The organism is Ensifer sp. MJa1, assembly GCF_037026475.1.
Classification (GTDB): domain Bacteria; phylum Pseudomonadota; class Alphaproteobacteria; order Rhizobiales; family Rhizobiaceae; genus Ensifer.
In genome coordinates, this window is the sequence record NZ_JAKUMO010000019.1 from 1 (window position 1) to 12776 (window position 12776).

Annotated in this window: 10 protein-coding genes; 5 read left to right on the forward strand and 5 right to left on the reverse strand. The window is 63.0% G+C overall.

The annotated features are described in order from the left end of the window. Positions 1 to 226: 226 nt before the first annotated feature. From mmsB to MKZ91_RS22660, 4 genes are all read right to left on the reverse strand, one after another. Positions 227 to 1123: a 3-hydroxyisobutyrate dehydrogenase gene (gene mmsB / locus MKZ91_RS22645; RefSeq protein ID WP_336173292.1), complete on the reverse strand. Its 897-nt coding sequence runs from the start codon at positions 1121 to 1123 to the stop codon at positions 227 to 229. Positions 1124 to 1182: 59 nt separating this feature from the next. After that, entirely contained in the window at positions 1183 to 2241 is a 1059-nt protein-coding gene (locus MKZ91_RS22650) for an enoyl-CoA hydratase/isomerase family protein (RefSeq protein ID WP_336173293.1), read from the reverse strand. Between the two features lie 23 nt (positions 2242 to 2264). Continuing rightward, complete coding sequence (locus MKZ91_RS22655) at positions 2265 to 3407, reverse strand: isobutyryl-CoA dehydrogenase (protein ID WP_336173295.1); 1143 nt, start codon at positions 3405 to 3407, stop codon at positions 2265 to 2267. Positions 3408 to 3523: 116 nt separating this feature from the next. Continuing rightward, complete coding sequence (locus tag MKZ91_RS22660) at positions 3524 to 4942, reverse strand: helix-turn-helix domain-containing protein (RefSeq protein ID WP_336173297.1); 1419 nt, start codon at positions 4940 to 4942, stop codon at positions 3524 to 3526. A 157-nt stretch (positions 4943 to 5099) separates the two neighbouring features. On the opposite strand from MKZ91_RS22660, the gene MKZ91_RS22665 reads away from it, so the two are divergent. From MKZ91_RS22665 to scpA, 4 genes are all read left to right on the forward strand, one after another. Beyond that, entirely contained in the window at positions 5100 to 6632 is a 1533-nt protein-coding gene (locus tag MKZ91_RS22665; protein ID WP_336173298.1) for an acyl-CoA carboxylase subunit beta, read from the forward strand. Positions 6633 to 6643: 11 nt separating this feature from the next. Then, complete coding sequence (locus MKZ91_RS22670) at positions 6644 to 6934, forward strand: hypothetical protein (RefSeq protein WP_336173299.1); 291 nt, start codon at positions 6644 to 6646, stop codon at positions 6932 to 6934. Between the two features lie 41 nt (positions 6935 to 6975). Next, on the forward strand, positions 6976 to 8979 hold the full coding sequence (locus MKZ91_RS22675) for an acetyl/propionyl/methylcrotonyl-CoA carboxylase subunit alpha (protein WP_336173301.1): 2004 nt from the start codon (positions 6976 to 6978) through the stop codon (positions 8977 to 8979). Between the two features lie 177 nt (positions 8980 to 9156). Next, a complete protein-coding gene (gene scpA, locus MKZ91_RS22680; RefSeq protein WP_336173303.1) occupies positions 9157 to 11295 on the forward strand; it encodes a methylmalonyl-CoA mutase in 2139 nt (712 codons plus the stop codon). A gap of 101 nt (positions 11296 to 11396) precedes the next feature. Here the strand turns inward: scpA and MKZ91_RS22685 are convergent, their stop codons facing one another. Then, positions 11397 to 11870 carry a hypothetical protein gene (locus MKZ91_RS22685; protein WP_336173305.1) on the reverse strand — a complete coding sequence of 158 codons (474 nt, stop codon included), beginning with the start codon at positions 11868 to 11870 and terminating at the stop codon, positions 11397 to 11399. Between the two features lie 284 nt (positions 11871 to 12154). Here MKZ91_RS22685 and MKZ91_RS22690 point away from each other — a divergent pair, with 284 nt between their 5' ends. Continuing rightward, complete coding sequence (locus tag MKZ91_RS22690; protein ID WP_336173307.1) at positions 12155 to 12745, forward strand: VOC family protein; 591 nt, start codon at positions 12155 to 12157, stop codon at positions 12743 to 12745. Positions 12746 to 12776 lie beyond the last annotated feature (31 nt).

Here is a 12776-nt window from a genome sequence, read left to right on the forward strand (position 1 = left end):
GCCAACCAGGAAACTCTAGAGCGAAGGTCGTCGTCGCCAGCAGCGCCGCCGCCCTCGTCAGTGATCGGGCTTATAGAGGACCGACCTCGAAACCGTCAACAGGCAAAATCTCCTCCTCGGAGGAAATTTTGTAAATAATTGATTTTTAACAGTATTTTCTATCCACAGCAGTGGACCGCCGTTTTCCGACCGAAATGGCCTCCCCGGCGGTCACCGCTGCGCCCCCTTAGCCGGCTTTCGTCTCCTCGTTGCCACGCAGGAGACGGATCAGGCCTGAGAAGTCCTCGCCACCATGGCCGAGCTTTTCGAACAGCGAGTAGAGTTGTGCGGCCTGCGCGCCCATCGGCGTCGCCGCGCCGCTGGTGCTTGCCGCCTGCTGCGACAGCTTCAGGTCCTTCAACATGAGGCTCGCTGCGAAGCCCGGCTTGTAGTCGTTGTTGGCAGGCGACGTCGCAACGGGTCCAGGTACCGGGCAGTAGCTCGTCAACGACCAGCATTGACCCGACGAAGTGGAGGCAACGTCGAACAGCGCCTGGTGCGACAGGCCGAGCCGTTCGGCGAGCACGAAGGCTTCGCAAACGCCTGCCATGGAGATGCCGAGGATCATGTTGTTGCAGATCTTCGCCGCCTGGCCGGAGCCGGTTCCGCCGCAGTGCACGATCTTCTTGCCCATGGCATCGAGCAAGGGTTTGCCGCGGGCAAAGGCCTCGTCGGCGCCGCCGACCATGAAGGTAAGCGTGCCGGCGGAAGCGCCCCCAGTCCCGCCGGACACCGGTGCATCGAGCGACGGGCAACCGATCTTTTCGGCAAGGGCATGCGCCTTGCGGGCGCTGTCGACGTCGATCGTCGAACTGTCGATCAGGAGCGTGCCGGGATCGACGAAACCGAGAAGCTCATCCCACACGTAAAGCACATGGGCGCCAGCTGGCAGCATGGTGATGACGCATTCGGCACCGCGAACGGCATGGGCGATGGAGCCGGCGACGGAGACCCCGGTCTTTGCCGCAGCGTTGCGCGAGGCCTCCGACAGGTCGAAGCCGGTGACCGCATGGCCCGCCTTTACCAGATTGGCGGCCATCGGCCCGCCCATGTTGCCGAGCCCGATAAAGGCGATCTTCGTCATGTCATTCCTCCTCGCATGAAAACTGGAAGCCGTATCGAAAAGCGCACCATCCTCAGGCGCTAGAACAACGGCGGATGATCCTTCCTGGCGAAACGCCCGAGCATGGCGGGCGTCACATCGGCAAGCGCCACCGACCATTGCGGATTGCGATCCTTGTCGATTACGGCCGCGCGCACGCCCTCGTAGAAGTCGGCATTGGAAAGCATGCCGAGCGTCGCCGAATACTCCCGTTCGAGGCATTCATTCAGTGACGCGCTGCTTCGGCCGGCGCGCAGGAGGTCAAGCGTCAGCTTCATGCTGAGAGCGGAGCGAGAGTTCAAAAGCGCCAGCGTCTCAAGGGCGAAGTCGGAGCCATCGGCCTCGAGCGCCGCGAGTATCTCTTCAATGGTATCGAAGACGAAGCAGCGATCGATCAGGTCCAGGTGGTGCTGCAGCGGCGTGGCCGGAGCCTCGGTCGCGAATTTCGAAATCACCGCATCGATATCGCTGCGCCCTGCCGAGGACGACAGCGCGGCCAGACCCGCCATGAGCGTGTCAAGCTTGTCCGAAGCAACGAAACTGTCGGCAAGCCGCGCATGGATCGCATCGGCGGCAGTGATATCGCGGCCGGTCAGCCCGAGATAGGTGCCGAATTCGCCGGGGGCATTGGGCAGCAGCCAGGTGGCGCCGACATCGGGGAAATAGCCGATGCCGGTCTCGGGCATGGCAAGCCGGGTACGCTCGGTGACGATACGGTGGCTACCGTGGGCGGATATCCCGACGCCGCCACCCATGACGATACCATCCATGATGGCGATATAGGGCTTGCGATAGCCGGAGATGCGGCTGTTGACAACAAACTCCTCGCGCCAGAACTGAGCCCCCTCCTCCGGTCGCTCGCGACCGCTCTCGTAGATCATGCGGATATCGCCGCCGGCGCAAAGGCCGCGCTCGCCCTCGCCCGTCACCAGCACGGCAGCGACGGCCGGATCGTCTTCGAATGTGGTCAGCGCTTCGGCAATCAGCCGGATCATCGGGACATTCAGGCTGTTGAGCGCGCGTGTCCGGTTCAGCCTTATGCGGCCGATCGTCCCCTGCCGTTCGACGATGACTTCAGGCGCGGGCGTCTGCATTTCCATGAACGGTCCTTTCTACTTCCAGCCTATTTGCGACCGATGAGCGAGCGCGCAACGATCAGGCGCATGATCTCGTTGGTGCCCTCGAGGATCTGGTGCACCCGCAGGTCCCTGACAACCTTCTCGACGCCATAGTCGGCGAGATAGCCGTATCCGCCATGAAGCTGCAGCGCGTCGTTGGCAACGGCAAAGCAACGGTCGGTGACGAAGCGCTTGGCCATGGCGCAGAGCTTGGTTGCTTCCGGATCGCCAGCATCGAGCGCCGAGGCGGCGCGCCAGAGGAAGGTGCGGGCGATTTCGAGGTCGGTCGCCATGTCGGCGAGGCGAAACTGCAGCGCCTGGAATTCGCCGATCGCCTTGCCGAAGGCCCGGCGCTCCTGAACGTAGGCGAGTGCCCTTTCGAAAGCGGACTGGGCACCGCCGAGGGACGCCGCGGCGATGTTCAACCGGCCGCCATCAAGCCCGCCCATGGCGATCTTGAAACCGTCGCCTTCCGCGCCGATGCGGTTGTCGGCCGATACACGCACGCCGTCGAGCATGACAGCGCGGGTCGGCTGCACATGCCAGCCCATCTTCTTCTCGTTGGCGCCGAAGGTCAGGCCAGGAGCATCCTTCTCGACGACGAAGGTTGAAATGCCCTTGGGGCCGTCCTCGCCGGTGCGTGCCATGATCACGTAGAGGCCGGATTCACCGGCACCGGAGATGAACTGCTTCTGGCCGGTGAGCACGTAATCGCCGCCGTCCTTCACCGCCTTGGTCTTCAATGCCGCCGCATCCGAGCCGGAGCCGGGCTCCGTCAGGCAGTAGCTTGCCAGCACCTCCATCGTCAAAAGCTTCGGCAACAGCCGCTGGCGCTGCTCGTCCGTACCGTAGCGGTCGATCATGCCAGCGCACATGTTGTGGATCGAAACGAAGGAGGCGACGGCTGGGCAACCGGTCGCTAGCGCCTCGATGATGATGGCAGCATCGAGCCGGGTCAGGCCCGTGCCACCAACATCGTCACGCACGTAGATGCCGGCCATGCCGAGGGCTGCGGCACCGCGCAGGGTGTCGACCGGAAAATGCTTCTGCTGATCCCAGTCGATTGCATGGGGGGCGATCTCGTCGCGGGCGAAATCGAGCGCCATCTGACGAATGGCCTCCTGCTCCTCCGACAGGCGAAAATCCATATGCACGTCCTCCCTGACCGCATACTTGAATGATGTGGGCTAGTTACACCAAACGTCGTGCGGGGACAGATGCAACTTCTCACAGGTTCTGTTCAAAAATGAACAGACGTTCGCAATCAACTCTCGCTTAGACGATACGGCAGAGCGCCGCGTAAGTCATGGTCCACGATCAGGCGACGCTTCAATGGCGGCACGGCACGGCTGGCGCATTTCGTGCGCTCGCAGATGCGACAGGAAATGCCGATCGGATCAAACGCCGTGCGGTTGCCGAGGTCCATGTCGTCGGCATAGACGAATGCATCGGCGTAGGAGATCTCGCACCCCAGCGCCAGCGCGTAGCGGGGTTGCGCGGCGCGAAAACCGCCGCCGCCCTTGGTGATCTGGGTGGCGAGACAGAGATAGCGCACACCGTCGGGCGTCTCCGCCAGTTGCCGAATGATTCGGCCGGGCGTCTCGAAGGCCTGGTGTACGTTCCAAAGCGGACAGGCGGCACCGAAGCGAGCGAATTGCAACTTCGCAGCACTGTGGCGCTTGGTGATGTTGCCGGCACGGTCGATGCGGGCAAAGAAAATCGGGATGCCCTTCTGCCCCGGCCGTTGCAGCGTCGAGAGGCGGTGGCAGACCTGTTCCAGCGAGGCGCCAAAACGGGCGGCAAGCAGCTCGATATCGTGCCTCAGGTCGCGGGCTGCCCTGAGAAAAACCTGATAGGGCAGGATCAGCGCCCCGGCGAAATAATTCTGCAATCCGATCCGACAGATCTCATAGGCCTCCTCCGTGCGGAAACCGGCGCTGCCGGCCACGCGATCGATCTCCTCACGGGCATGAAGCTGGGCGATCTGCAGGGCGATCTGGAAGTCGCGCGTCGCCGCCGGCGCATAAGGGTTCAGCGTCAGGATGCGGGCACGCGGATCGAAGCGCCGGATCGCCTCGTCACCCGCATTGCCGCGCACGACCCGCACCCCGTGGCGCTGCTCCAGAAAGCTTGCAAGTGCTGCGTGATTGTCGCCCTCGCCGAGCCCGAGTTCGCCGGCCAGCCGCTCGGCGAGCAGATCGATCTCATGGATGTAGTTGTCGACGAAATGGAAGAAGTCGCGCACTTCCTCATAGGGAGTCGTTTCGACGAAAGGCCCGCCGCGGCCGATCGTGTCGTCGATGCTCGCCAACTGCTCGCTGTTGCGGCGATAGGCCTGGTGGCAGGTGATCAGCGCATGCGCCAGCCCCGGGGCGTTCTGGGCGACGAGCTTCAGTTCCTGCAGGCTCGCCGAATAGGTCTCGAACAGCGGGTCGCTAAGCGCCTCGGAAAGAGCGGAAAGCAGCCGATCGCCCTCCCCGGTCGAAAGTTCGGCGATATCGATCTGGAATTTTTCGGCAAGCGCCAGAAGCACGGCGGCAGAGACCGGCCGCTGGTTGTTCTCGATCTGGTTGAGATAGCTGGTGGAGATGCCGATGCGCTCGGCAAACTGACCCTGCGTTGCCTTGTTCACTTCCCGCAATTCCCTGACCTTGCGGCCGATATAGAGCTTGCCGATCGCCATATTTGCAACTTTGCAATTTACGTTTCACAAATTTCTCTATTTCACATTTGCACATGAAGGGACGTTTTTCCATGCCTGCTTCGACGCTATTGCGAAGCTCGAAGCGCCTCTGCACTATTGTTGAAAAAGACGGCAGCGAAGAAATCGGGAGGGCACCATGCGCGCCATACTAGAACAGGTCGAGGCCCGCCGGGCGGAAGCACGCGCCGGCGGCGGCCAGCGGCGCATCGACGCGCAGCACGGCAAGGGCAAGCTGACGGCGCGCGAACGCATCGAGGTCTTGCTCGATGAAGGCTCCTTCGAAGAATACGACATGTATGTCACGCACCGCTGCGTCGATTTCGGCATGGAGAGCCAAAAGGTCGCCGGCGATGGCGTGGTGACCGGCTGGGGCACGATCAACGGCCGCCAGGTCTACGTGTTTTCCCAGGACTTCACCGTGCTCGGCGGGTCGCTGTCGGAAACCCATGCCCAGAAGATCTGCAAGATCATGGATATGGCCGTGCGCAACGGCGCGCCGGTTATCGGACTTAACGACAGTGGCGGCGCCCGCATCCAGGAAGGCGTGGCTTCGCTTGCCGGCTACGCCGAGGTCTTCCGCCGCAATGCCGAGGCTTCCGGCGTCATTCCCCAGATCTCCGTGATCATGGGCCCTTGCGCCGGAGGTGCGGTCTACTCGCCGGCGATGACCGACTTCATCTTCATGGTCCGTGATAGTTCCTACATGTTCGTGACCGGCCCTGACGTCGTAAAGACAGTGACAAACGAGATCGTCACGGCCGAAGAACTCGGCGGCGCCCGCACGCACACATCGAAGTCTTCAGTTGCCGACGGTGCTTTCGAAAACGACATCGAAGCGCTGGAGGCGACCCGGGTGCTTTTCGATTTCCTGCCGCTCAACAACCGCGAGAAGCCGCCGGTCCGCCCGTTCCACGACGATCCGTCGCGGCTCGAAATGCGGCTCGACAGCCTGATCCCCGACAGCGCCACCAAGCCCTACGACATGAAGGAGCTGATCCTGGCGCTTGCCGATGAGGGGGACTTCTTCGAGCTGCAGCAGAGCTTTGCCCGCAACATCATCACCGGCTTCATCCGCATGGAAGGCCAAACGGTCGGCGTCGTCGCCAACCAGCCGATGGTGCTTGCCGGCTGCCTGGACATCGACAGCTCGCGCAAGGCCGCGCGTTTCGTACGCTTCTGCGATGCCTTCTCGATCCCGATCCTGACGCTGGTCGACGTACCGGGCTTCCTGCCCGGCACCGCCCAGGAATATGGCGGCGTCATCAAGCACGGCGCCAAGCTGCTCTTCGCCTACAGCCAGGCGACCGTACCAATGGTGACGCTGATCACCCGCAAGGCCTATGGCGGCGCCTATGACGTCATGGCCTCGAAACACATCGGCGCCGACGTCAACTATGCCTGGCCGACCGCCGAGATCGCCGTGATGGGCGCCAAGGGCGCCACCGAAATCCTCTACCGCTCCGAACTCGGCGATGCCGAGAAGATCGCGGCGCGTACGAAGGAATACGAGGAGCGCTTTGCCAATCCATTCGTGGCGGCTGAGCGTGGTTTCATCGACGAGGTGATCATGCCGCATTCGTCACGTCGCCGCATCGCGCGCGCCTTCGCATCGCTGCGCAACAAGCAGGTCGACCTGCGCTGGCGCAAGCACGACACGATCCCGCTGTGATGGAGGCGACGATGGCGCGAGAGCCGGAGCGCATCACGACACCGGAAGCGGCCCGCCGCGATCATTGGGAGATGCTGCGCTACATGGCGGGCAATGCGCTGATCGGCATGGTTATCGGGGCTATCACCGCGGCTGCGCTGATCTGGCTCAACATCGGCGCGGTCGGCACCCATATCGTCCGCTCGACGAGTCCGGTGCTCGCCACGCTCATGGTCGTCGTGCCCTTCGCGCTGCTTTTCGGTGGTGCTGCCGCAGCCTCCTCGATCGCGCTTCTGCCCTACCGCCGCAAGTTCAAACGCTGACGCTCGCCCCAGGATTTGCCAGGGACTTGAAAGAGAAACAAATGTTCAAGAAAATCCTCATCGCCAACCGTGGTGAAATCGCCTGCCGCGTCATCAAGACCGCAAAGAAACTGGGCATTGCAACGGTCGCGGTCTATTCCGACGCCGACCGTGACGCGATGCATGTGCGCATGGCGGATGAGGCCGTGCATATCGGTCCCTCGCCGTCGGCTCAGTCCTATATCGTCATCGACAAGATCATCGATGCGATCCGCAGGACCGGCGCCGATGCCGTTCATCCGGGGTATGGCTTCCTCTCGGAAAACGCCGCCTTTGCCGAAGCGCTCGGGAAGGAGGGCGTAGCCTTCATCGGCCCACCTGTTGGAGCCATCCAGGCGATGGGCGACAAGATCACCTCGAAGAAGCTCGCCGCCGAAGCCGGCGTTTCCACGGTTCCGGGCCATATGGGCCTGATCGAGGATGCCGACGAAGCCGTCAAGATCGCCGCCTCGATCGGCTATCCCGTGATGATCAAGGCATCGGCCGGCGGCGGCGGCAAGGGCATGCGCATCGCCTGGAACGACCAGGAGGCGCGCGAAGGCTTCCAGTCATCGAAGAACGAGGCGAAAAATTCCTTCGGCGACGACCGCATCTTCATCGAAAAATTCGTGACCGAGCCGCGCCATATCGAGATCCAGGTGCTTGGCGACAAGCACGGCAATACGCTCTATCTCGGCGAGCGGGAATGCTCGATCCAGCGCCGCAACCAGAAGGTCATCGAGGAGGCGCCTTCGCCCTTCCTCGACGCCGAGACCCGCAAAGCCATGGGTGAGCAGGCGGTCGCGCTCGCCAAGGCCGTCGGCTACCATTCGGCTGGCACCGTCGAATTCATCGTCGACGGCAAGCGCAATTTCTACTTCCTCGAGATGAACACCCGTCTTCAGGTGGAGCATCCGGTGACCGAGCTCATCACCGGGCTCGACCTCGTCGAGCAGATGATCCGGGTCGCTAGCGGCGAACAGCTCGCCTTCGGGCAAGGTGACGTGAAGCTTAATGGCTGGGCGCTCGAAAGCCGGCTATATGCCGAAGACCCCTATCGCAACTTCCTGCCGTCGATCGGCCGGCTGACACGCTATCGCCCGCCGGTCGAAGGCAGACGCGATGACGGCACGGTGACGCGCAACGATACCGGCGTCTTCGAGGGCGGCGAGATCTCGATGTATTACGACCCGATGATCGCCAAGCTCTGCACCTGGGGGCCGGACCGCAAGGCTGCTGTCGATGCCATGGCCGAGGCACTCGACCAGTTCGAGGTCGAGGGCATCGGCCATAACCTGCCGTTCCTTTCGGCTGTCATGCAGCAGCAGCGTTTTCGCGATGGCCGACTGACGACCGCCTATATCGCCGACGAATTCGTTGATGGCTTCCATGGTGTTACCGCCGACGAACGATCCCTGCGCAAGCTTGCCGCCGTCGCCGTGACGGTGAACCAGGCGCTGCAGGAGCGCGCGAGCCAGATTTCCGGAACGATCGGCAATCACCGCCGCGTCATCGGCCATGACTGGGTGGCAAGCCTCGGCGACCACGAGTTCGCGGTGACTGCCGCCGCCTCTGCAGACGGCGCCTATGTGCGCTTTGCCGACGGCGCCTCCGTCACCATCGCCGGCGACTGGGCGCCCGGCCGCACGCTTGCCACCTTCAACATCGACAATGAGCCCTTGAGCGTCAAAGTCGACCTGGTCGGCACTGCCATCCGGCTGCGCTGGCGCGGCATCGATGTGATTGCGCATGTGAGGAGCCCGCGCGTCGCGGAGCTGGCACGACTGATGCCGAAAAAGCTGCCGCCGGACACCTCGCGCATGCTGCTTTGCCCGATGCCGGGCGTCATCACCTCGGTCACGGTCAAGGCGGGCGATACGGTGGAAGCCGGACAGGCGCTTGCCGTCGTCGAGGCGATGAAGATGGAAAACATCCTGCGTGCCGAGAAGAAGGCCACGGTGAAGCGCGTGGCGGTTGCCGCCGGCGCCAGCCTTGCCGTCGACGAACTGATCATGGAATTCGAATAGCAATTGCCGGCGAAGCATACAGGCTTTGCCCCTCACCCCAGCCCTCTCCCCGCGAGCGGGGAGAGGGAAATCGAGCGCAGAGAGTGCCGATTTCCCCTTCTCCCCGTTGTGACGGGGAGAAGGTCCCGGCAGGGGGATGAGGGGCTCGTTCAGACAATCAGAATGCGGAGCACGCCGATGACCGAGAAAACCATCAAGGACTGGGAAACGCTCGCCGAGCGCGAGCTCAAGGCAGCACCCGAAAGCCTGACCTGGCAGACCCCCGAGGGCATTGCCGTCAAGCCGCTTTACACCGCGGACGATCTCGGCGGCATCGACCACCTCTCTTCGCTGCCCGGCTTCGCGCCCTTCGTGCGCGGTCCCCGCGCCACCATGTATGCCGGTCGGCCCTGGACGATCCGGCAATATGCCGGCTTCTCGACGGCCGAAGCCTCCAACGCGTTCTACCGGAAGAACCTGGCAGCCGGCCAGAAGGGCCTTTCCGTCGCCTTCGATCTGGCCACCCATCGCGGCTACGACAGCGACCATCCGCGCGTCGAGGGCGATGTCGGCAAGGCGGGCGTGGCGATCGACTCGGTCGAGGACATGAAGATCCTCTTCGACGGCATTCCGCTTGAGGAAATGTCGGTGTCGATGACCATGAACGGCGCGGTCATCCCGATCCTGGCCTCCTTCATCGTCGCCGGCGAGGAACAGGGCGTTTCGCGCGACAAGCTGTCAGGCACCATCCAGAACGACATCCTCAAGGAGTTCATGGTCCGCAACACCTACATCTACCCGCCCGAACCCTCGATGCGCATCGTCGCCGATATCATCGAGTATACGGCGAGAGAGATGCCGAAGTTCAATTCGATCTCGATTTCCGGCTATCACATGCAGGAGGCCGGCGCGACGCTGGTGCAGGAGCTCGCCTTCACGCTTGCCGACGGGCGCGAATATGTGCGGGCTGCCCTTGCCAAGGGGCTGAACGTCGACGAGTTCGCCGGGCGCCTGTCCTTCTTCTTTGCGATCGGCATGAACTTCTTCATGGAAGCGGCGAAGCTTCGCGCCGCGCGGCTGCTCTGGACCCGCATCATGCAGGAGTTCGAGCCGAAGAAGCCGTCCTCGCTGATGCTGCGCACCCATTGCCAGACGTCAGGCGTCTCGTTGCAGGAACAGGATCCCTACAACAACATCATCCGCACCGCATTCGAGGCGATGTCGGCGGCGCTTGGCGGCACGCAGTCGCTGCACACCAATTCCTTCGACGAGGCGATCGCGCTGCCGACGGAATTTTCCGCCCGCATCGCCCGCAACACGCAATTGATCCTGCAGCACGAGACGGGCGTGACCAAGGTGGTCGATCCGCTCGCGGGATCCTACTACGTCGAGAGCCTGACCAACGAACTCGCTGACAAGGCCTGGCTGCTGATCGAGGAGGTCGAGGCGATGGGCGGCATGACCCGCGCCGTCAATGCCGGCCTGCCGAAGCGACTGATCGAGGAAGCGGCAACCCGTCGCCAGGCCGCCGTGGACAAAGGCGAGGAGATCATCGTCGGCGTCAACAAGTACCGGCTCGACAACGAGGAGCCGATCGACATCCTGGAGATCGACAACAGTGCGGTGCGTGCGGCACAGATCCGCCGGATCGAGGAGACCAAACGGCGGCGCGACAGCGCCGAGGTCAAGAAGACCCTTGATACCCTTTCGAAGGTCGCCTCGACAGGCGAAGGCAACCTTCTGGCCGCTGCTGTCGAAGCGGCGCGGGCGCGCGCGACCGTCGGTGAAATCTCCGATGCCATGCGTGGCGCCTTCGGCGATCATGCCGCAACGCCCAAGGTCGTCAGCAAGATCTATGGCAAGGCCTATGAAGGCGAGCCCGAACTCGAAGTGCTCTCGGGGCGCCTCGACGAGGTGTCAGCGAAGCTCGGCCGCAAACCGAAGATCATGGTCGCCAAGCTCGGGCAGGACGGCCACGACCGCGGCGCCAAGGTGATCGCATCCGCCTTCGGCGATATCGGCTTCGATGTGCTTGCCGGGCCACTGTTCCAGACGCCGGACGAGGCAGCCGACATGGCGCTTGCCAACAAGGTCAACGTCATCGGCGTGTCCTCGCTTGCCGCCGGCCACAAGACGCTGATGCCGCAGCTTGCGGAAGCCTTGAAGCAGCGCGGCGGCGAGGATGTCATCGTCATTTGCGGCGGCGTCATCCCGCGCCAGGACTACGATTACCTGATGGAGAACGGCGTCTCCGCCGTCTTCGGCCCCGGCACCAACGTGCTCGACGCGGCCCGCGCCGTGCTCGACCTGATCGAAGGCAAGCGCCGCAATATCTGATGTGCGCAAAGGTGGCGGGTCATCTTCGCCCGCCACCGCGCGTTTGCCATTTTCCCGGGAATCAAAACACTCGTGTCGAGGCCGCGGCGACGCGAAACGCCTCAGATGCGGTGCAGCTCGGTTGTCGGCAGCTGGTGCTTGTCGGAGGGAAAGCGCTGATTCTGAAACGTCGCACGGATGGACAAGGGCGCCCCGTCATCCTGCGGCACCACCATGAACATCTGCAATTGCCCGCCGCGGCGAACGAATTGGACGCCGAAACTCTTGCCCCCATAGGGCGGGGAAACGGTTGGATTCCACTTTCCCTTGCCCGCGGCAAGCTGCAGGTCCTCGAAGGTCTCAACATTCACCACCGCCTGCCAGCCGTTGTTGCTGGTAACAGTCAGCACCTCGCCGTGCCTGACGATGCCGATGTAACATGTGTCGCAACGCCCGGCCGTGGAGGTCAGCTGCTGCCACTGTCCGGCAAAGGCATCGCCACCCGCCCATGCGGTTTCCGCAAGTGCAAAAAACAACAGGCCGACAATGCCGGCCGCACCTACAGCGCTGCGCGTCTTATGCAGTCGGAACCTCACGCTTCCACTCCCTGATCACCGCACCGCCACGGCTGACGCGGTCAAACACATGCATTGATTGCGCCTCCAATGAAAAACAACCCTAGAAACGCAGTCAAGGCCCGACGCACGTAAACCTGTGCACCGGTGCGCCAGCCGACATCGATCGCAGCCACCCCGCCCTTCCTCACCCCTTGATTGGCGCTTGCCTTCTGCCGGCGACAGAGGACAATCGGACGAAAGCGGAAGGGAAACCACGTACCGTTTCATCGGACATCCTCCGCTTCATCCTGGGGAGGCCGTTGATGCGAAAATTGCAGTCGCAAGGGGTCCATCACATAACGCTCGTCGGCGCCGGCCGGCAGACATCGATCGATTTCTGGGAGGGGCTGCTCGGCATGCCCTTCATCTTCGAGCAGCCGAACCTCGACCGGGCAAGCGAAAGCCATCTCTACTTCGACCCGGGCGACGGGCGACTGATCACCGTCTTTACCGACGAGAACCGCAAGCCCGATCCCGAGCGAACGGCAACCGATATCGGTTGCGTGCACCATCTGGCCTTTGCCGTTTCCCGCGCGACCTTTGCCCAGGCAGTCGCGCGCCTCGACGAGCGCAATATCCAGCATAGCGGCGTCAAGGATCGTGGCTTCATGGACTCAATCTATTTCGAGGATCCGCTCGGCCTTCTGGTCGAGCTTGCATCCTATCGCTTCGAGCCGCCGGCGGGCCACACCCACGCAGAGGTGCTGATGGAAGCGCACAAGGTCCGTGTTGCGCGTGGCGACTACAACATCGCCGAGGCGCATCTGGCCGACGCGATCGAGGCATTGATCGAGCGCACAAGGCCAACACTGTCAGCCGATCGAGGGCCGAAGGACCCTTACGGTGCAAGGTAGCGCTGCCCGCAGCCGCAACGTGCAAAGCTGG